At 73.4% G+C, this 22,734-nt stretch carries 3 protein-coding genes; all 3 read left to right on the forward strand.

Annotated elements, in window-relative coordinates; all coding sequences use genetic code 11:
* The first annotated feature begins 1,186 nt into the window (after positions 1-1,186).
* The 3 genes from ACF088_RS27920 to ACF088_RS27930 all read left to right on the forward strand — a co-directional run bounded on the left by ACF088_RS27920 (position 1,187) and on the right by ACF088_RS27930 (position 22,724).
* Positions 1,187-2,395 (forward strand): cytochrome P450, encoded by a 1,209-nt coding sequence (locus tag ACF088_RS27920; protein ID WP_392378607.1) that lies wholly within the window; start codon positions 1,187-1,189, stop codon positions 2,393-2,395.
* Between the two features lie 182 nt (positions 2,396-2,577).
* Positions 2,578-3,933, forward strand: a complete 1,356-nt coding sequence (locus tag ACF088_RS27925) for a serine hydrolase domain-containing protein (protein ID WP_392378608.1) — start codon at positions 2,578-2,580, stop codon at positions 3,931-3,933.
* Between the two features lie 152 nt (positions 3,934-4,085).
* Positions 4,086-22,724: a non-ribosomal peptide synthase/polyketide synthase gene (locus tag ACF088_RS27930; protein WP_392378609.1), complete on the forward strand. Its 18,639-nt coding sequence runs from the start codon at positions 4,086-4,088 to the stop codon at positions 22,722-22,724.
* Positions 22,725-22,734 lie beyond the last annotated feature (10 nt).

The raw sequence follows: 22,734 nt of genomic DNA on the forward strand, positions 1-22,734 counted from the left end.
AGCGCTTTGCCAAGGTCTGGGACTTGCCGCGGAGCAGTGGTGGCATCATCCTGCGGCGGGGAAGGGTGGCCCCCTTGGAGCGCTCTGCCGCTCTCCGGGGAAACGCTCAATACCCACTTCCCCGCACGTGGATCGAACGGACAGTCGAAAATTGTTTGCCTCACGAGCAACAGGGGTCGCTTGCGGTCTCCTGGCGGGCCGAACTGAATGGGTAGAGAAATCACGCTCAGTCAAACCGCAGGGGGTTGCTATTGTATGACTGGGAGTGAAGACTGTCGGTCAAGCTGGACTGGCGTGAAAGCGCCCGGGGGCGCGGAGCGTTGACAACATCAAACTGTACCTGCGGGTAGTGTTTTGCGTTTCTCTCGTTCTCTTTTCGGGCGCCGTTGGCTCGTGTGCGGATCGCCCACCTTTACGTGTGCGGGGATGCCTGGCGCGTGTCGTGTGTGGGGGTTTTCAGTGGGGGATGTGTGGTAGCGAGATGGTCAACGGCGGCTTCGCTGCCGTGTGTTCGGGCGATGAGGAAAGGTCGGGCAGGGGATTCGCGGTCTGAGGCATCGAGCCGGCAGGCGGACCCGACGCCAAGTTCTCGATTGCCTGCGCCAAGGGGTGGGAGGGGGCTCGGTATGCGGAATGGCAGGTCCGGCTCTGTCCGGGAGTTGCCGTCGGTCTGTACGCGGGGGCGTGCCGGCCGACCGCCGAGGCTGCTTTTCTGCTGCTGTCGCCGTTGAGCGCACCCGCAGTGGTGTGCAGGCGCTGTCGAAGCAGGTCACCCGGCACGTGAGGGTCGGTGCTGCCGCGCCCGCGCCGAGCACGTAACCGGATTCAGTGGTCTGCGCAGACAATGCGTTGCGGGGCCCGTTGGGTGATCATATCGGCCTGCCTTCAACCGTTGTTCATGTTCGCGCATCTCTCTGGGCATTCATGTTGTCGGGGGATCTCGGATGCCCTTTTGGGATATCGCGGCAACGTGCTGAAGGCCATGCGCCGAGACTGGCATCGTCAATTCTTGCACAGGAAGTACAAAATTAATCCGAAGGCAATCGAGAGCATGAAAGGGCTGTGATAGTAAGCCTGTTGCGTCCTACGGCGCTCCGTCATTTCGAGGGGTATGGCCGCCGACAGTCCAGCGCATAACCGCCGGCGAGGAACGAACCCTCCCGGACCCGCACTTCAGGGAGAACCGGTGACCAGCAACGAACTGAAAGAGGCACCTTTCGTCTTCGACGATCTGGTCGGCCGGTGGAGCAGCTTGGGCGAGGCCGGTCCCGTGCGCCATGACGAGGGGCAGAACGTCTGGCAGGTGCTGGACCACCGGAGCGTGGCCGCGGTGCTCGCCGACCCGGCGACGTACTCCTCGGACTTCTCCGGGCTGACCCCCACCCAGCCGGACTTCGAAACGTTCCGCCAGGGCAACTTCGTCGGCATGGACCCGCCGGAGCACCGCAAGCTGCGCACCCTCGTCAGCCAGGCGTTCACCCCGCGGGTCGTCGCCGGACTCGAACCGAGGATCCACGCCATCACGGCGGAACTGCTCGATGCCGTCGGGGACCGCGACCGGTTCGACGTGGTGGACGAGCTCGCCTACCCGCTGCCCATCCTCGTGATAGCCGAGCTGCTCGGTGTGCCGGCCGGTGACCGCGGGCTGTTCCAGGAGTGGGCGGCCACGCTCTTCGGCGGGGACGAGATCGGCGAATCGCTGGACATGAGCGATATCGAGCGCGCACTGGACTCCATCGCACCCACCGTGCGCGAGATGAACGGCTACCTCCTCGACCACATCCGCCACCACCGGAAGAACCCCGGTGAGGGGCTGACCAGCAGGCTGCTGCAGGCCGAGGTGGACGGCGTGCGCCTGGCGGACCAGGAGATCGTCGGCTTCGTGGCCCTGCTGCTGGTCGCCGGGCACATCACCACCACCGCCCTGCTGGGCAACGCCGTGCTCAGCTTCGACGAGTACCCCGAGGCCGCCGCGCAGGTGCGCGCCGAACCCGGCCGGCTGCCGGACGCCATCGAGGAGGTGCTGCGCTGGCTGCCGCCCTTCCCCGAACTGGGGCGCCGTACCACCCGTGAGGTCGAGCTCGGCGGCAGGACCCTTCCCGCCGACGCCATCCTGATGGCCAACCTGGCCGCCGCCAACCGCGACCCGGCACGGTTCACCGATCCCGGCACCTTCCACGTGATGCGCAACCCCAACCCGCACCTGACCTTCGGCCACGGCATTCACTTCTGCTTCGGCGCACCCCTGGCCAGGCTGGAGGCACGCATCGCGCTGCGACAACTGCTGGACCGCTTCTCCTGCCTCGCCATCCCCAGCCGCCGTGAGGTCGAGTTCCAGAACCCGGCCGTCATCGTCAGTGCGCGTCGTCTGCCGGTGGAGGTGCGGAGGGCATAGCGCCGTTCGCAGAGAAGAGCGTGCCCGGCACCAAGGGCCGGGTGCACGCGAGGAGATCGGTTGCCGAGTGCCCTCGGCGATCAGGCCCAGGGGCTGGTCCGTCCGCGCCGTGAGCGGGTTGCCGTCACGGCAGGCAGGCGCGCCATTCCCCCGTGAGTTCGAGTTCCGGGAGTTCCTTTCTCATGCCGCATGCTTCGAGTGCTCCGGTCGCGAGCCGGCAGCCGACCCACATACGACGCCTCTTACAAGAGCGTCTGGACACGCTCGCGCGCACCCATCAGGTGCCGGGGGCCCAACTCGCCGTGCAGGTCGACTCGGTGACATACACCGTCCAGACGGGCGCGGCGGACGTCACCACCGGCGAGCTGTTCACCGCGGACACGGCGGTCCCGCTGGGATCCGTCACCAAGCCCTACACGGCCGCGGTCGTCCAGCTCCTGGCCGACGACGGTGACCTCGCGCTGACCGATCTCGTCGGCACGCATGTGCCGGAGCTGCGGCGGGCGCCGCACCTCACCGTGCGGCAGCTGCTCAGCCACACCGGGGGACTCCCGACCGGGCCCGACTCGGACGACGCGGCGGCGCTGACCCCCGCCCGCTACCTGTCCGCGCACTGTTCCGGCCGGGACACGGTGTGCGCGCCCGGCAGCGGCTTCTCCTACTCCAACGCCGGGTATGTCGCCGCCGGCCGGCTGATCGAAGCGGTGACCGGCATGCCCTGGCAGGATGCCGTGCGGGCGCTGCTCCTGGAGCCCCTGGGCACCGTTCCCGCCTTCCTCGGCGACAGCGTGCCGACGCGTCCGGTGGCCCGCGGCCACTCCGTGAACACGACCTCGGGCCGCGTGCTTGCGGTGCAGCAGAACCTGGCGCCGGTGGAGGCCCCGGCCGGTGCCCTGCTGGCGAGCGCGCTCGACCTGGTGGCCCTGGGCCGGGCCCTGATCGGACACGGCCCCCGTACGGTTCTGACGCCCGAGGCCGCGGAGGAGATGCGCCGCCCCGTACCGGGCGCCGCCCCGGGCGTCCTGGCGGACGGATGGGGCCTGGGCCTCGCGCTCTTCCAGCAGGGCACCCAGCAGTGGTGCGGCCACGACGGCAACGCCCAGGGCACCTCCTGCCATCTGCGGGCCGAACCGGACAGCGGCACGGTGGTCGCCTTCACCAGCAACGCCAACAACGGCACCGCTCTGTGGCAGGAACTGGCCGAGGACCTCGACCGGATCACCGGGGTGCAGGTCCCCTCGGCCGCGCGCCCGCTGGAGCGCGGCAGCGCCGTCGCACTTCCCCAGTGCGCCGGGACCTATCACAACGGAACCGTCGAGTACCGGATCGCCGCGGACGCCGAAGGCTCCCTGACGCTGACCGTGAACGGCGACACCCCGGCGCCCCTGCTCTGTTACGCGGATCTGACCTGTGACCTGGTGGATCCGGCGTCCGGCCGCCGCCATCCCGGCGGCCGCTTCGTACGGGATCCGGACAGCGGCGCCATCGACCGCGTCCAGATCTCCGGCCGCACGGCACGCCGTACCGTCACCGCCTGAATCGGGCCTGCCGCGGACCAACCCGGTGCGACTCCCCGCTCTCTCGCACCCGGCTCCGTCCGAACGCTCCGGCGCCCCGCCCGGGACCGCTCTTCCGGGCCGCCCGATGTCCTGCTGCACCGCCCCGTCCCCGCTGAGAAGGACCGACCTCCATGACGGACCAGCACGAGAGTTCAGCCCCGGAGTCCGCATCGCCGCAGGACCGGACGGTTCCTCCGGTCTCCGAGTCGGGCCCGGCCCGCCCGGGGCCCGGGATGCCGCTCGGGGACCTGTTCGCCGCCTGGGTGGCCCGCACCCCGGACGCACCCGCGGTGACGGACGGCCGGCGGACCTGGTCCTACCGCGAGCTCGACCGACTGGCCAACCGCCTCGCCCACGACCTCATCGGACGCGGGGTGGGGCCGGAGCGGACGGTGGCGGTGGTGCTGCCGCGCTCGGTCGAACTCGTCATCGCGGAACTCGCCGTGGCCAAAGCAGGCGGTGCCTTCCTGCCGGTCGACCCGGGGTACCCCGCCGAACGCCGCGCCCTGATGCTGTCCGACGCCCAACCGGCAGCGGTCATCGACGACCTGGCGCAGACCCGTCCCCCCACGGGGCCGGACCGCGCGCCGCAGGACGGCGACCGGCTCGCGCCGCTGTGCGCCGAGCACCCCGCCTACGTCATCTACACCTCGGGATCCACCGGCACCCCCAAGGGGGTGACGGTGCCCCACGCGGGCCTGGGCCCCTTCACCGCGGCGGCCGCCGTGCAGTACGACGTCGCGCCGGGCGCCCGCGTTCTGCAGTTCTCGTCCCCGAGCTTCGACGCCTCCGTCCTGGAGCTGTGCCTCTCCTTGCTGTCGGGCGCGACCCTCGTCGTGCCGCCCGACGGGCCGTGGCTGGGCGAGGAACTCGCAGCCGTCCTGGCGGACCACCGCATCACCCATGCGCTCATCCCGCCGGCCGCGCTCGCGACCGTGCCCGCCCCGTCGGACGCGGACGCCCTGCCCGACCTGCGGACCCTGATTGTGGGAGCCGAAGCCTGCCCGGCCGAGCTGGCCGACCGCTGGGCGGCGGGGCGCCGGCTGATCAACTCCTACGGTCCCACCGAGGCCACCGTGGTCGCGTCCTGGACCGGGCCGCTGGCCGTGGGCGGCGGCACACCGTCGATCGGCAGACCGCTGCCGCACACCCGGGCCCATGTGCTGGACGCGGCGATGCGGCCGGTGCCGGCCGGAACCGGCGGAGAGCTGTACGTGGGCGGTGCCGGGGTGGCCCGCGGCTACCTCGGCCGCCCGGGGCTGACCGCCACGCGCTTCGTCGCCGACCCGTACGGCCCGCCCGGAACCCGGCTCTACCGCACCGGGGACCTGGCGCGCTGGAACGCCGACGGCGAACTGGAATTCCTCGGGCGGGCCGACCGGCAGGTCAAGGTGCGCGGCTTCCGCATCGAACCCGGGGAAATCGAGGCCGTGTTGACCCGGCACCCCCGCGTCGGTGAAGCGGTGGTCATCGTGCGCGAGGACGAGCCCGGGCGGCAGCGGCTCGTCGCCTACGTCACCCCGGCCGACCCCGTCCGGGCGCCGCAGCCCGCGGAGTTGCGGGCCGTGGTCTCCCGCAGCCTGCCGGCCCATATGGTGCCCTCCGCCGTCGTCGTCCTCGACGTGTTCCCGCTGACCGCACACCACAAGATCGACCGGCGGGCGCTCCCCGCACCCGAACCGGCCCGCGCCCCGGAACGGGGGCACATCGCCCCCCGGACACCCGCCGAGCGGACCCTGGCCGGCATCTGGTCGGACGTGCTGTCGGTGCGCACCATCGGCACCGGGGACGACTTCTTCGAACTCGGCGGCGACTCCGTCCTCGCCGTGCGGGTGCTGTCCCGGATCCGGGCGGAACTCGGCGACCGGCTGTCCGTGCGCGACCTGTTCACCGCCCGGACGATCGCCGCGCTGGTGCCGCTCCTCGGCGACCCGGCCACCACGGGCCCGACGGCACCGGTCACCCCGGTCCCGCGCGACCGTCCGCTGCCGCTGTCCGGTGCGCAGCAACGGCTGTGGTTCCTCGACGACCTGACGGCCGGCGACACCGAGTACAACACCGGCGTCGGGGTACGCCTGGGCGGTCCGCTGGACGCCGCTGCGCTGCGCCGCGCCCTGGACCGGCTCGCCGCGCGCCACGACTCCCTGCGCACCACCTTCACCACGGTGGACGGGCGTGGTGTGCAACGCGTCGACACCGCCGCCTGCCTGCCGTTGCGGACCGTCGATCTCGGCGCCCTCCCGGCCGACGGCCGGGACGCGGAGGCCGAGCGGCTGCTCGTCGAGGAGCTGGAGACCCCCTACGACCTGCGCGAGGGCCCCCTCACCCGGGCCCTGCTGGTCCGGCTCGCCGAGGACGAGCAGCTGCTGCTCCTGGCCCAGCACCACATCGTCACCGACGGCTGGTCGGTCGGCGTGCTGGTCCGTGAACTGGCCGCGCTCTACGCCGCCGAGGCGGACGGCAGCCCGGACGGCCTGGCAGAACCAAGCCTCCAGTACCCCGACTTCGCCGTGTGGGAGCGCACGAACCCCACCCCGGACCGGCACGCCGACGACCTCGCGTACTGGAAGCGGCACCTCACCGGTCTACCGCAGCTGGACCTGCCCACGGACCGGCCCCGGCCGCCGGTGCGCACCACGTCCGGCGCGGCACACCGCCACGACCTGCCGGCCGACCTGGCCGAACGCCTCGGCACGCTCGCCCGGTCCAAGGGCACGACGGTCTTCACCCTGTTCGCCGGGGCGGCCTCGGTGCTGTTCTCCCGCTACACCGGCCAGCGCGACATCGTGTTCGGCACCGTCACCAACGGACGCACCCACCGGGAACTGGAGGAGGTGACCGGCTTTTTCGTCAACACCCTGGTGCTGCGCAGCGATGTCGACCCCGCCGCCACCGTCGACCACTTCCTGGACACCCTGCGGGCGACGCTGCTGGACGCCTTCAGCCACGACAGCGTCCCGTTCGACCGGGTCGTGGAGGAGCTGGCCCCGCAGCGGGACCCCAGCCGCACCCCGCTGGTGCAGGTCCTGGTCGTCCAGCAGACCGCCATGGTGCACCCGCAGGAAGCCGGCGGCATACGGATCGAGGAGCATCCGCTGCCGCGCCCGGCCGCACGGTTCGACCTGGTGCTGGAGTTCCTGCCACGCAGCGACGGCTCCTTCGGGCTGACCGTCGAGTACAACACCGATCTGTTCGATGCCCGCACCGTCGCCCGGATGTGCCGTCAGCTGCACCTCTTGCTGGCGGGGATGGCGGACGGCCCGCAGCGGACCGTCGCCGAACTGCCGCTGCTGACCGACGACGAGCGGCGCACCATGCTCGACGCCTGGAACGCCCCGCAGCAGGACGGCCCCGACACCACCCTTCCCGAGCTCCTGGAGGCGCAGACCCTCCGCACTCCCGGCCGGACCGCCGTCGTCTGCGGGGACACCCAGCTCACCTACGACGAGGTGAACCGGCGCGCCAACCGCCTCGCCCGGCTGCTGGTCCGCCGTGGGGCCGGACCCGAGACCCTGGTGGCGCTGGCCCTGCCGCGCTCTGCCGACCTGGTCGTCGTCCTGTGGGCGGTGCTCAAGGCGGGCGCCGGCTACCTGCCGGTGGACCCCGGCTATCCGGCCGAACGCATCCGCTTCATGCTCACCGACGCCGCGCCGGCCCTCGTCCTGACCACCCGGGACACGGCCGGTGCTCTGCCCGAGGGCGCCGAGCGGCTGATACTGGACGACCCGGAGACCGCGGCCGAGTGGGCCGGGCACACGGAGGACGACCTCACCGATGCCGAACGGGTCCGGCCGCTGGATCCCGGCCACCCCGCGTACGTCATCTACACGTCCGGCTCGACGGGCCGTCCCAAGGGTGTCGTGGTCACCCACCGCAGTGTGGCGGACCTGGCGGCCTGGGCGGGAGCACAGTTCGGGCCGGAGCGGCTGACGCATGTGGTGGCCTCCACCTCGCTCAACTTCGACGTCTCCGTCTTCGAACTCCTCTGCCCCCTGCTGTCCGGCGGCAGCATCGAAGTGGTGGCCGACCTCCCGGCCCTCGCCGACCGGCCGGGCACCGCGTCGCGGCAGGCGGGTCTCCTCAGCGGGGTACCGTCGGTGATCTCCCGGCTGCTCGCCCGGGACACCGGCACCGTCACGGCCGACACGGTGGTCCTGGCGGGCGAGGCGCTGCCCGCGCAGACCGTACGGGAGATCCGGGAGACGATGCCGTCCTCCCGGGTCGCCAACATCTACGGCCCGACCGAGGCCACGGTGTACGCCACGGCATGGTTCGCCGACGACGACACGCCCGAGCAGGCCCCGCCCATCGGCCGGCCCGTCGCCCGGACCCGCTGCTACGTCCTGGACAGCATGCTGCGCCCACAACCGCCGGGCGTGACAGGTGAGTTGTACCTCGGGGGAGGGGGCCTGGCCCGCGGGTACCTCGGGCGTCCCGGCCTGACCGCCACCCGGTTCCTCGCCGACCCCTTCGCCGCCCCCGGCAGCCGGATGTACCGCACCGGCGACCTGGTGCGGTGGACCACCGACGGTGAGCTGGCGTACCTGGGCCGGGCCGACCAGCAGGTCAAGGTGCGGGGCTTCCGTATCGAGCTGGGCGAGGTCGAGGAGGCGCTGCTGCGCTGCGCGGGGGTGGCCCAGGCGGCCGCCGCCACCCGGGAGAGCGGCGGCCACAAGCGGCTGATCGGCTATGTCGTCCCGGCGCCCGGGGCGGAGCTCGTCCCGAGCGCGATCCGCCGCCTGCTCGGCCGCAGCGTGCCCGACTACATGGTGCCCGCCACGGTCGTCGTCCTGGACGCGATGCCGCTCAACCCCAACGGCAAGCTGGACCGCGGCCGGCTGCCCGACCCGGACTGGACCACTGCCGGTACGGCGGACTACGCCGCGCCGCGCACCGCCACCGAACGGGCGCTCGCCACCGTGTGGGCCGACGTCCTGCGGGTCGAGCGCGTCGGCGTCGACGACAACTTCTTCTCGCTGGGCGGCGATTCGATCCTCAGCATCCAGGTCGTCGCCCAGGCGCGGCAGGCGGGCCTGGCCGTCACCTCGCGCGACGTGTACCGGCACCAGACGGTCGCCGCCCTCGCGCAGTGCGTGGACGCCGCCGGGCAGCCGGCCCCGGGCCCGGCCCCCGAGGCGGAGGCCACCGGCCCGGCGCCGCTGACACCCATCCAGCACTGGCTGTTCGAGAGCGACCCCGAGCGGGCCGGACACTTCGGCCAGACGATGTCCGTCGAGCTGGCCGACGGCCTGGACACCACGGCGCTGGAAGCCGCCCTGCACGACGTGGTCGCCCACCACGACGCCCTGCGCTCGCGCTTCGTGCGGGACGGCGACGGCCGGTGGCGCCAGCACATCGACCGTGACGCCCCCGCCTTCGCGCTGCACCGCCACACCGGCCCCGACGACGACGCACCGCACCACGGGCCGTTCGACCTGCGCCGCGGCCCCCTGCTGCGCGCCGTGCTGCACGACCGGGGCACCGGTCTGCCCCCCGTCCTGCACCTGGCCGTCCACCACCTGGTGGTCGACGGCGTCTCCTGGCGCCTTCTGCTGGAGGACCTGGACCGGGCCTACCGCACCCGGCGCGGGGGAGCGGGCGCCGCGCTGCCGCCGAAGTCCTCGCCGCTGCGCCACTGGGCGAATCGGCTGACCGGGCACGCCGAAGCAGGCGGCTTCCGGGACGAGACGGCCTACTGGACGGAACTTGCCCGCACCGGTGACCCGGCGCTGCCCGCGGACCTCGCCGGCGCCAACACCTATGCCTCGGCCCGCTCGGTGACCGTGCGTCTCACCCCGGCGGACACCTCCGCCTTGCTGCACACCCTGCCCGGGGCCTTCCGTACCCAGGTCAACGATGTACTGCTGAGCGCGCTGGGCCGGGTGCTGCACGAATGGACCGGCCGCGACCGGGTCCCGGTGGACCTGGAGGGCCACGGCCGGGAGGAACTCTTCGCCGACGTGGACCTGAGCCGTACCGTCGGCTGGTTCACCACCCGCTACCCGGTCGCCCTCACCGTGACGCGGGACGCCGACTGGGGCACCGTGCTGAAGTCGGTCAAGGAGCAGCTGCGCGCCGTGCCCCGCCGCGGTCTCGGCTACGGCGTCCAGCGGCACCTGATCCGCCCGGAGGGCCTGCCCGGCACGCCGACCGCGGACATCAGCTTCAACTACCTCGGCCAGTTCGGCACGCCGGGCGGTGACGGCAGCCTCTACCGCGGCCCGTACCGCGAACTGGCGCTGGACGCCGACCCCGCCGCGCCGCGCCCGCACGCGCTGGAGGTCGTCGGCCGACTGGACGGCGACGCCCTGGAGTTCACCTGGTTCTACTCGGCGAACCTGCACCACGAGGAGACCGTCACCCGGCTTGCCGGTCACTTCGCCCGAGCGCTGGGGGACATCGCCCGGCACGCCGCCCGGCCCGGAGCCGGCGGCCGCACCCCGTCCGACTTCCCGCTGGCCGCGCTCGACCAGCCCACCGTGGACCGGCTGGTGGGCGACGGCAGCACCGTCGAGGACATCCACCCGCTCACCCCCACCCAGGCCGGCATGCTCTTCCACCGGCTCTCCCAGGACGACCAGAGCGTCTACTTCCAGCAGCTCACCTTCGTCCTGGACGGCGTGCCCGACCCGCAGGCCCTCGCCGCGGCCTGGCAACAGGTCACGGACCGCACCCCGGTGCTGCGCGGACGCGTCGTCTGGCAGGACGTGCCCGAACCGCTGCTGGTGGTGGAGCGTGGCGCCACCGTGCCGGTCACCCAACTGGACTGGCGTGCCCTGCCGGACGACGAGCGCCGGGCCGCACTGCGGGAACTGCTCGACCGCGACCGGCTGCGCGGGATCGACCTCGACTCCGCCCCGCTGCTGCGCCTGGTCCTGGCCAGGGTCTCCGACACCGAGGTACAGGTGGTGTGGTCCTTCCACCACCTGGTGCTCGACGGCTGGAGCCTGTTCCAGGTGCTCTCCGATGTCTTCCGGTGCCACGCCGCGCTGCGCGGCACAGCGGCAGCGGACGGCGCCGCGCCCGTGGAGGCGGGCCTGTCCGGCCGCCGGCCGTTCCGCGACTATGTGGCCTGGCTGCGCGACCGCGACTGGGCGGAGGCCGAACGGCACTGGCGGACCCGGCTCGACGGGTGGCGCGAGCCCACCGCACTGCCCTATGACCGCGAGCCCATCGAGACCCACCGCGCGGAGTCCACCGAGGCGGTGCGGATCTCGTTGCCCACCGCCACCACCCGCCGGCTGGACGGCCTGGCCAAGGACGCGGGCCTGACCATGAACACGCTGGTACAGGGCGCCTGGGCGCTGCTGCTGGCCCGTCAGACGGGGCGCCGGGAGGTCGTCTTCGGCACCACCGTGTCCGGACGGCCGCCGGAGCTGCCGGGCGTCGAGGCCATGAACGGCCTGTTCATCGCGACCGTACCGACCCGGCTGACGGTCCCCGCCGACGGCACCCTGACGGCCTGGCTGCGCCGGGTGCAGGAGATCCAGACCGAGGACCGGGGCTTCGACTTCGTGCCGCTCGCCCGGATGAAGGCGTTTTGCGACCTGCCCGAGCGGGTCCAGCTCTTCGACAGCATCGTGGTGTTCGAGAACTACCCGGTCGGCGGCGACCTCGCCGCCGCGCACGGACTGCGGCTGACCGGTCTCGACGGCATCGAGACCACCAACTACCCGCTGAGTCTGGTCGCCTACCCGGGCCCGGAGCTGGCCCTGCGGCTCGGCTACGACCCGGAACTGTTCGATGCGGCCACCGTGGAGCGGATGGGCGAGTACCTCACCGTGCTGCTGGAGGGCCTGGCCGCGGATGACCGTCGCCCGCCCGCGCGGCTGCCGGTGCTCGGCGCGGCACGCCGCCGCCAGGTGGTCGAGGAGTGGAACGACACCGCCACCCCGCTGCCCGAGGGCACGGTCGCCGAACTGTTCGCCGCCCAGGCCCGGCGCACCCCCGACGCCACGGCTCTGGACGCCGGGGACACCCGGCTGACCTACCGGGAACTCGACGCCCGTACGGATGCGTTGGCCCGCCGGCTGGCCGGGCTCGGCGTGCGTCCGGAGTCCCCGGTCGGGGTTCTCATGGACCGGTCGGCCGCCCTGGTCATCGCCCAGCTGGCCCTCGTCAAGGCAGGCGGGGTGTACGTCCCGCTGGACGGCCGCGCACCACGGGAACGGCTGCGGCAGGTGCTGGCGGAGACCACGGCGGAGCTGGTGCTCACCGACGCCCCCTGGGAGGAGGCCGCCCGCGAGGCGGCACCCGGCGGGCGCACCCTACTGGTGACGGACGAAGCCACACCGGCCGACGCCGTCGCGCCGCAGGGCACGCCGCTGCCCGCCCTCCACCCCGACAACGCGCTCTACCTGATGTTCACCTCCGGATCCACCGGCCGCCCCAAGGGGGTCGCGGTGCGCCACCGGGACGTCGTGGCGCTCGCCTTCGACCGCGCCTTCGACGGACACGACCGGGTCCTGCTGCACTCCCCGCAGGCCTTCGACGCGGCCACCTACGAACTGTGGGTGCCCCTGCTGCGCGGCGGCCGGGCCGTCCTCGCCCCGCCGGCCGACGTGGACGCCACCACGGTGCGCCGGGCGATAACCGAGCAGGGCGTCACCTGCCTGTGGCTGACCGCCGGGCTGTTCCGCCTGCTGGCCCAGGAGGACCCCGGGTGCCTGCGGGGCGCCCGGGAGGTGTGGACCGGCGGCGAGGCCGTGCCGGGCGCCGCGGTACGCCGCGTCCTGGATGCCTGCCCGGACCTGACCGTGGTCGACGGCTACGGCCCCACCGAGACGACCACCTTCGCGACCCGGCGGGCCTTCCGCTCCGGCGACCCGCTGCCCGCCGCCCTGCCCATCGGACGCCCGCTGGACAATACCCGCGTCTACGTCCTGGACGATGCGCTGCAGCCCCAGCCGCCGGGCATCCCGGGAGAGCTGTACCTCGCCGGCGCCGGGCTCGCCCGTGGCTACGGCGGCCGCCCCGGTGCGACCGCCGAACGCTACCTGGCCGACCCGTTCGGCCCGGCCGGGACCCGGATGTACCGCACCGGCGACATCGTGCGCTGGAGCGCCGACGGTGAACTCCACTTCGTGGGGCGCGCCGACGACCAGATCAAGATCCGGGGCTTCCGGGTCGAACCGGCCGAGATCGAGGCCGTGCTCACCCGCCATGCCGCGGTCGCCGAAGCGGTGGTGACCGCCCCCGCGGACGGCGGCCGCAAGCGCCTGGTCGCCTACCTCGTCCCCGCCCCGGAGGCGACGGTGCCGCAGGCGCAGGAGCTGCGCGCCCACCTCGCCGCCGAGCTGCCCGACTACATGGTCCCCGCCGCGTTCGTGACCCTGGACGCGCTGCCCCTGACGGGCAACGGAAAGGTGGACCGGCGCAGGCTGCCCGCCCCCGACTGGTCGGCCGCCACCGCCGGCGAGCACCTCGCGCCGCGCACCGAGGCCGAGCGGATCCTCGCGGAGATCTGGTGCACCCTGCTGGGCGTCGACCGGGTGGGCGTGGAGGACAACTTCTTCATGCTGGGCGGCGATTCGATCCTCAGCATCCAGGTCGTCTCACGCGCCCGCCGGGCGGGCCTGACCTTGACCCCGCGGGACCTGTTCCGTCACCCCACCGTCGCCGCCCTGGCCGCCGCCACCGGCGCCGCCGCACCCCTCAGCGGCACCGGCCCGGTGACCGGGGACGTCGCCCTCACCCCGATCCAGCACTGGTTCCTCGACGCCCGGCCGGAGCATCCCGGGTACTTCAACCAGTCCCTCGTCATCGAACTCGCCGAGGAGCCCGACCCGCGGGCCCTGCACGAGGCGCTGCACGCCCTGTGGGCCCACCACGACGCCCTGCGGACCCGCTTCGAACAGCAGGCGGACGGCACCTGGCACCAGCACTGCCCCGCCCCGGACGCCACCGCACCGCAGTTGCTGCAGGTGCACGACCTGTCCGGACAGGACGAGGAGGAGTGCGCCGCCGCGGTCGAGGCCGCAATGGCCGAGGCGCACGCCGGCTTCCGGCTGGACGCGGGCCCGCTGCTCGCCGCCCACCTGTTCACCGGCGCCCGGAACCTGCCGCCGCGGCTGTTCCTGACCGTGCACCACCTGGTGGTCGACGGGGTCTCCTGGCGGGTGCTGCTGGAGGACCTGGAGAGCGCCTACCGGCAGGCCCGCGCCGGTGAGCCGCTGAGCCCGCCCGCCCGGACCACCTCGGTACAGGAGTGGGCCCGCCGGCTGCACGACCGCACCGAGGCCGGTGGCTTCGACGGCGAACGTGCGCACTGGAGCGCGGTGGCCCAGCACTGCGCGGCCCCCCTGCCCGTTGACGCCGACGGGACCAACACGATCGCCGACCTGCGCTCGGTCACCGTCCGCCTGGACCGCCGGCGGACCGGCGACCTGCTGCAGAAGGTGCCCGGCGTCTACCGCACACAGATCAACGATGTGCTGCTCACCGCGCTCGGCCGGGTGCTGGCCGACTGGACCGGACAGCGCACCGTCGCCGTCGGCCTGGAGGGACACGGCCGCGAGGACCACCTCTTCGAGGGTGTCGATCTGTCCCGTACGGTCGGCTGGTTCACCTCCCTGTTCCCCGTCGCCCTGGACGTCCCGGCCGGTGACTGGGCCGCGGCGCTCAAGTCCGTCAAGGAACAACTGCGCGCGGTGCCCGGCCGGGGCCTCGGCCACGGAGCGCTGCGGTACCTCGCCGGAGCCGCCGAAGTCACCGGCACGCCCCAGCCCCTCATCAGCTTCAACTACCTGGGTCAGTTCGACTGGACCGGCGACGGCGAGCTGATCCGCGCGGTACGCGGCGGGCTGGACGGCGCCGCCGCGCCCGGGACCGTCCGGCCGCACCTGCTGGACGTGGTGGGCCGGGTCGAGGAGCGGTGCCTCGAACTCACCTGGTACTACAGCAGCCGGGTGCACCACGAGGAGACGGTGACCACGCTGGCCACCGGCATGCTCGCGGCGCTGGAGGACATCGTCGCCCACTGCGCGGGTCCGGACGCCGGCGGCCGCACCCCCTCCGACTACCCGCTCGCCCGCCTCGACCAGGCGGCCGTGGACCGGGTCGCGGCGGACGGCCGCGCGGTGGAGGACATCTACCCGCTGACCCCGATGCAGGCGGGCATGCTGTTCCACAGCCTGATGGACCCCGACTCCCACACCTACTTCAACCAGGTCCAGCTGGTGCTCTCCGGTGTCTCCCAACCGGCCGCGCTCGCCACGGCCTGGCAGCAGACGGCCGATGCCAACCCGATGCTGCGCACCCGCCTGGTGTGGGAAGAGACCGCCGAACCGCTGCAGGTCGTCCAGGCGCGGGCCACCGTGCCCGTCACCCACCACGACTGGTCCGGGTGGACCCCCGAGGCCTGCGAGCGCGCGCTGACCACCCTGCTCGCCGAGGACCGGGCGGCCGGTCTCGACCTCGCCGCCGCCCCGTTGATGCGGCTGGCCCTGATCAAGCTGTCCGACGACCGGGTCCGGCTGGTGTGGACGTTCCACCACATCCTGCTCGACGGCTGGAGCGCGGCCCAGGTCTTCGACGAGATCTGCGAACGGTACGCGGCGCTCACCGCGGGCCGCCGCCCCGAGGTCCCCGCCCGCCGGCCCTTCGGCAGCTACCTGCGCTGGCTGGCGGAGCAGGACGGCACACAGGCCGAGCGGCACTGGCGTACCGCACTGGCCGGATTCACCTCGCCGACCGAACTCCCCCGCGACCGCAAGCCCTTGGAGGCCCACCGCGCCTCGTCGTCGGGCTCGGTCCACGTCACGCTGGACGAGGCGGACTCCGCCCGTCTGCGGGAGACGGCCCAGCACGCCGGCCTCACCATGAACACCGTGCTGCAGGGCGCCTGGGGCCTGCTGCTGTCCCGCTACGGCAACAGCGACGACGTGGTCTTCGGCACCACCGTCTCCGGGCGGCCCGCCGCGCTGCCCGGTGTCGAGTCCATGGTCGGCCTGTTCATCAACACCCTCCCCACCCGGGTCCGGGTTGACGGGCACCGCGGGCTGCTGGACTGGCTGCGCGACCTGCAGACGGCCCAGTCGGAGTCGCGGCGCTACGACTTCGTCTCCCTGGCCGAGCTCCAGACCTGGAGTGAAGTCCCGCGCGGGACCGGCCTGTTCGACAGCATCGTGGTCTTCGAGAACTACCCCTTCGACAGCGACGCCCTCGCCCGCCACGGCCTGGGCATCCAGCAGGAACGCGATCTGGAGCCGACCAACTACCCGCTCAGCGTGATCGTTGCCCCCGGTGAGCGCCTCACCGTGGCGCTGGACTACGACCCGGCCGCCTTTGACGCGGCGACGGTCGAGCGGCTGGGCACCTGCCTGCGGGTCCTGCTGACGGAGATGGCGGCCGACCCGGACCGCCGCCTGGGCGACCTGCCGCTGCTCGCCGAGGACGAACGCGGCCGCATCCTGCGGGAGTTCGGCGGAACGGCCGTCGCACAGCCGCAGCGCGTGCTGCCCCAGGTGTTCGAGGCGCAGGCGGACCGTACCCCGCACGCCACCGCCGTGCTGGCCGGCGACGACCGGCTCACCTACCGGGAGCTGAACGAACGCGCCAACCGGCTGGCCCGGCTGCTGATCGCCTCGGGCGCGGGACCGGAGCGGTTCGTCGCCCTCGCCCTGCCGCGCACGGCCGACCTGATCGTGGCCCTGCTGGCCGTGCTCAAGAGCGGCGCCGGCTATCTGCCCGTCGACCCCAAGTACCCGGCCGAGCGCGTCTCCTTCCTGTTCGACGACATCGGACCGGACATCGTGCTCACCACCGCCGCACTGGCCGGCCGGCTGCCCGAGGGGCCCGCCACCCGGATCGCGCTGGACGACCCCGGTACGGCGGACCGGCTCGCCGGACAGTCCGCCGCCGACCTCGGCGACGGCGAGCGGAGCGGTGCGCTGCTGCCCGCCCACCCCGCCTACGTCATCCACACCTCGGGCTCCACCGGCCTGCCCAAGGGCGTGGTGGCCACCCACGGGTCGGTCGTCGCACTGGCCGACTGGGCGGCCGGCGAATTCGGCGGCCGGGGTCTGTCCCACGTCGTGGCGTCCACCTCGCTCAACTTCGATGTGTCGGTCTTCGAGATCTTCAGCCCGCTGCTGTCCGGCGGCTGCGTCGAGATCGTGAGCGACCTGCTGGCCCTCGCCGAACGCTCGGCACCCTGGACCGCGAGCCTGCTCAGCGCCGTCCCCTCCGCCCTCGGCCAACTGCTCGCCGAGGACACCGTGCACGTCACGGCCGACACCGTGGTGCTGGCCGGTGAGGGGCTCGCGGCCCGTACCGTACGGGAGGTCCGCGCCGCCGTCCCCGGCTGCCGGGTCGCGAACATCTACGGCCCCACCGAGGCCACCGTCTACGCCACCGCCTGGTACTGCGACCCCGCCGATCCCGACCGCACGCCGCCGATCGGCAGCCCGGTCGCCGGCGCCCGGGCCTATGTCCTCGATCCGCACCTGCGGCCGGTCCCCGTCGGCGTACCCGGCGAGCTCTACCTCGCAGGGACCGGCGTGGCGCGCGGCTACTTCGCGCGGCCCGGACTGACCGCCGGGCGCTTCCTGGCCGATCCGTTCGGACCCGCGGGCGAGCGGATGTACCGCACCGGCGACCTCGTGCGCTGGGACGCCGACGGGCAGTTGGAGTACCTCGGCCGCGGTGACGACCAGGTCAAGGTGCGCGGCTTCCGCATCGAACTGGGCGAGGTCGAGGCCGCGCTGGCCCGGCACCCCGAGGTGGCCGAGGCCGCAGCGCGGGTCGTGGAGACCGACGGCCACAAGCGCCTGGTGGGCTATGTGGTCACCAGGGGCGCGGCGGGCGCCGATCCCGCCGCGGTGCGTGCCTTCCTCGCCCGGAGCCTGCCCGACCACCTGGTCCCCGCGGTCGTCGTCCCCCTGGAGCGGCTGCCGCTGGGCGCCACCGGCAAGCTCGACCGGCGTGCCCTGCCGGCGCCCGACTGGGCCGCCCCGGCGGCCGGTTACGTCCCGCCGCGCACGGACACCGAGCAGGCGCTCGCCGAGATCTGGGCCGCGGTGCTGGGCGTGGACCGGGTGGGCGCCGAGGACAACTACTTCGCGCTCGGCGGGGACTCGATCCTCAGCATCCAGATCGTCTCCGCGGCCCGCCGCGCCGGCCTCGCACTGACCCCGCGCCACCTGTTCGTCCACCAGACCGTCGCCGCCCTGGCCGCGGCCGCGGCGGAACTGCCGGCCACGGCGTCCACCGCCGAACAGGGCCCGGTGGTGGGCGAGGTACCGCTCACCCCCGTCCAGCACTGGCTGTTCGACAGTGTCCCGGACAGCCCCGGGCACTTCACCCAGTCGCTCTCCTTCCAACTGGCCGCCGAGGTCGACGAGGGCGCGCTGCGGGCCGCCCTGGCCGCGGTGCTGGAGCACCACGACGCTCTGCGCACGGTGTACGAGACCACCGGCGGCGGCCACCGGCGCCAGTACACCGCGGCGCCCGGTGCGGCCCCCGCCCTGGAGGTCCACGACCTCGCCCGCCTGGAGCCGCAGGACCGCGCCGCGGAGCTGCGCGCACTGACGGCGGAGCTGTGCGCGGGCTTCGACCTCGCCAACGGACCGCTGCTGAAGACCGCGCTGTGCCACCTGGGCGACCAGGACCGCCCGGTCCTGGTGCTGGCGGCCCACCACCTGGTCGTCGACGCGGTGTCCTGGCGCATCATCCTGGAGGACCTCGACACCGCCTACCGCCGGGTGCGCGCGGGGGACCGGGCCGCGCTCGGCCCCAAGACCACCTCGTTCCGGGCCTGGGCGCAGCGGCTGCACGACCACGCCGCGGGCGGCGGCTTCGACGACGAACTCGCCCACTGGAGCGGTGCGGACGGCCTGACGGACCTGCCCACCGACCACCCGGGCCGCAACTCCGCGGACTCCGAGGACACCGTGACCGTCCGCCTGGAGGCCGAGGAGACCCGCCGGCTGCTCCAGGAGGTGCCGGATGTCTACCGGACCCGGGTCAACGACGTCCTGCTGTGCGCCCTGGGCCGGGTGCTGGCCCGCTGGACCGGGCACGACCGGGTACGGATCGGGCTGGAGGGCCACGGCCGCGAGGAGATCTTCGACGACGTCGACCTCTCCCGCACCGTCGGCTGGTTCACCACCATGTTCCCGGTCGCGCTGGACCTTCCGCCGCACGCGGACATCGCCACGGCGCTGAAGTCCGCCAAGGAGGGCCTGCGGGCGCTGCCCCGGCACGGCCTGGGACACGGCGCGCTGCGCCATCTGCGCACCCCCGCGGCCCCGGGGCTGCCGGCCGACCCGCAGATCGCCTTCAACTACCTCGGCCAGCAGGACTGGAGCGCGTCCGGCGGCGACGGCCTGCTGCACGCACCGTACGGCGCGCTGGAAGGCGACATGGACCGGACGGCCGACCGGCCGCATCTGATCGATGTCGTCGGCATGGTGGCGGACAAGCGGCTGGAATTCACCTGGTCGTACTCGACGAACCTGCACCTGCGGTCCACCGTGGCCGCACTGGCCGAGGAGATGGCCGTCGAGCTGCGGGAGATCGTGCGGCACTGCGCGGAACCGGACGCCGGGGGGCGCACCCCCGCCGACTTCCCGCTGGTCCGCCTCGACCAGGAAACCGTGGACCGGCTCGTCGGCGACGGCCGGGACGTCACGGACGTCTACCCGCTGACCCCCACCCAGACCGGCATGGTCTTCCACGGGCTCGACGAACCCGACCAGGGGCTCTACATCGAACAGGCCACCTTCGTCCTGGACGGCGTCACCGACTCCCGGCTGCTGGCCGCCGCCTGGCAGCAGGTCGTGGACCGCACCCCCGTGCTGCGCAGCGCGGTGGTCCTGCACGAGGTGCCGGTACCCCTGCAGACCGTCCACCGCTCCGTCGCCCTGCCCGTCACCGAGCTCGACTGGAGCACCCTGACGCCCGGCCGGCGCGACACCGAGCTGGCGTCCCTGCTGGCCGAGGACCGGGACCGCGGGCTCGCCCTCGACCGGGCGCCGCTGCTGCGGCTCACCCTCATCCGGCTCTCCCCGGCCGAGGTACGGGTCGTGTGGACCTTCCACCATGTGCTGCTCGACGGGTGGAGCGTCTTCCAGGTCCTCTCGGACGTCTTCTCCTGCCACGCGGCGCTCGCCGGGGGGACCGCCCCGCACCTGCCCGAGCGCAGGCCGTTCGCGGACTACGCCGCCTGGCTCGCCGCCCACGACACGGCCCCGGCCGAACAGCACTGGCGCGGTGCGCTGGCGGGCCTGACCGCCCCCACCCCGCTGCCCTACGACCGGCGCCCGGCGCCAGGTGCCGCCACCCGCGCCGGCACCTGGCTCTCCGAGCGGCTCGGTGAACGGGAGAGCGCGGCGCTCCAGGACTTCGCCCGGCGCCACCACCTCACCCTCAACACCGTCGTCCAGGGGGTCTGGGGCCTGCTGCTGGCGCGCTGGAGCTCAGAGCGCGAGGTGTGCTTCGGCACGACGGTCTCCGGCCGGCCCGCCGACCTCCCCGGTGCCGACGCCATCACCGGCCTGTTCATCAACACCCTGCCGGTGCGCTGCGACGTGGACGGCGGCGCGGCCCCGGCCGACTGGCTGCGCTCTCTGCAGTCCGCACAGGCCGACGCCCGCGGCTTTGAGCACGTCCGGCTGTCCGACCTGCGCAACTGGAGCGAACTGCCCGCCGGGACGCCGCTGTTCGAGAGCCTGGTGGTCTTCGAGAACTACCCGATCAACGACACCGCGGCCACCGCACACGGCCTGAGCGTTCGTGATCTGCACGCCTTGGAGGCCACCAACTACCCGCTCACCGTGGTGATCTCGCCCGACACCCGGCTGAGCGTCGAACTCGGCTACGACCCGCGGTACTTCGAGGAGTCCACCGCCCGGTCCCTGGCCGCCCAACTGGCCCACACCCTGGGCGCCCTGGCGGAACCCGGCGGCGCGACGACCGTGGACGGGATCGACATCCTGCCGCCGGAGGAGCGCGAGCGGCTGACCGGGCGCGGTGCCCCGACGGTCGGTGACACGGTCCCGGCGGCCACCCTGGCCGGACTCGTCGAGGCGGCGGTCGACCGGTGGCCGGACGCCCCCGCGGTGAGCGCACCGGACCTTCGGCTCTCCTTCGCGCAGCTCGAGGCGCGGGCCAACCGCCTCGCGCACCATCTCCTGACCGGGGGGACCGGCCCCGGCGACCTCGTCGCCCTGGTCCTGCCGAGATCGGCCGATATGGTCGTCGCCCAGCTCGCGACCGCCAAAACGGGCGCCGCCTATCTGCCGGTGGATCCCGGATACCCGGCCGAGCGGATCGCGCTGATGCTGCGGGACGCGGCCCCGGCCGTCACCCTGGAGGCCGCCGAGGTCCACGACCTCCTGGCCGCCGGGGACGATGCCGCACCCGCCCCCCGGCCCACCGACCGGGACCGCGTGCGCCCGCTCGACCTCGACGACCCGGCCTATGTGATCTACACCTCCGGCTCCACCGGCACCCCCAAGGGCGTGGTCGTCACCCACCGCGGCCTGGCCGCCTTCGCCGCCGCCGAGGCCGATCACTACCACGTACGGCCGGGCGACCGGGTGCTGGCCTTCGCCACCCCCAGCTTCGACGCCTCGGTACTGGAGCTGTGCATGGCCCTGCCGGCCGGTGCCCGTCTCGTGGTGCCGCCGCCCGGACCGCTGCTCGGCGAGCAGTTGGCCGAGGTGCTGCGCGGTGAACGCATCACCCACACCCTGCTGCCGCCCGCCGCGCTCGCCACGGTGCCGCCGGCCCTCGCGGGAACGCTGCCGGACCTGCGCACCCTCATCGTCGGCGCGGACGCCTGCGGCGCCGACCTGGTCGGCCGCTGGGCCCCGCACCACCGGATGATCAACTCCTATGGGCCCACCGAGACCACGGTCGTCGCCACCTGGTCGGGACCGCTCGTCCCCGACGGTGCCGCGCCGCCCATCGGACGCCCCCGGCCGGGCAGCCGCAGCTATGTGCTGGACGAGCGGCTGCGGCCGGTCGCCGACGGGGTCCCGGGCGAACTGTGGATCAGCGGGCCCTCGCTGGCCCGCGGCTACCTCCACCGCCCCGGCCTGACCGCCACGCGGTTCCTCGCCGACCCGTACGGCGCACCGGGCGAGCGGATGTACCGCACCGGCGACCTGGTCCGCCGCGACGCCCGCGGCGAGCTCCACTACCTCGGCCGCACCGACCACCAGCTGAAACTGCACGGCCACCGGATCGAGGCAGGAGAGGTCGAGGCCACCTTGGCGGGCCATCCGGCCGTCCGGGACGCCGTGGTGGCCGTACGGGAGGACGAGCCCGGCACGCCGCGCCTGGTGGCCCACCTGCTCGCCGCACCCGACGCCGAGATCCCGTCCGGCGCGGAACTGCGTACGTTCGCCGCCCGGACGCTGCCCGGCCACATGGTCCCCTCGGCCTTCGTCGTCCTGGAGCGCTTCCCGCTCACCGAGAACGGCAAGACCGACCGCGCGGCCCTGCCCGCACCCGGCCCTGACCTGCCCGAGCCCACCGCACATGTCGCGCCGCGCACCCCCACCGAAGAGTTCCTCGCGGACGTCTGGTCCCAGGCCCTGGAGACGTCCGTGGGCGCCGAGGACGACTTCTTCGCCCTCGGCGGCGACTCGCTGCGCAGCCTGCTCATCGCCTCCCGGGTCAACGAGACCTTCGGCGTGGAGCTCACCCCCCGGGACGTGCTGACCGCCCGCACGGTCGCCGCGCTGGCGGACCTGGTGGAGGAACACGTCCTGCGCGAACTCGAAGACGCCGCACGCGGCACCAGCGACCACAACGAACGGTGAGGAACGACGA

It is taken from the genome of Streptomyces sp. NPDC015125, from assembly GCF_043080045.1.
GTDB lineage: Bacteria > Actinomycetota > Actinomycetes > Streptomycetales > Streptomycetaceae > Streptomyces.

What these genes read in the sequence shown, in the direction of transcription:
- ACF088_RS27930 (WP_392378609.1), top strand. Translation starts at nt 4,086, where the DNA reads ATGACGGACCAGCACGAGAGTTCAGCCCCGGAGTCCGCATCGCCGCAG.
- ACF088_RS27925 (WP_392378608.1), top strand. Translation starts at nt 2,578, where the DNA reads ATGCCGCATGCTTCGAGTGCTCCGGTCGCGAGCCGGCAGCCGACCCAC.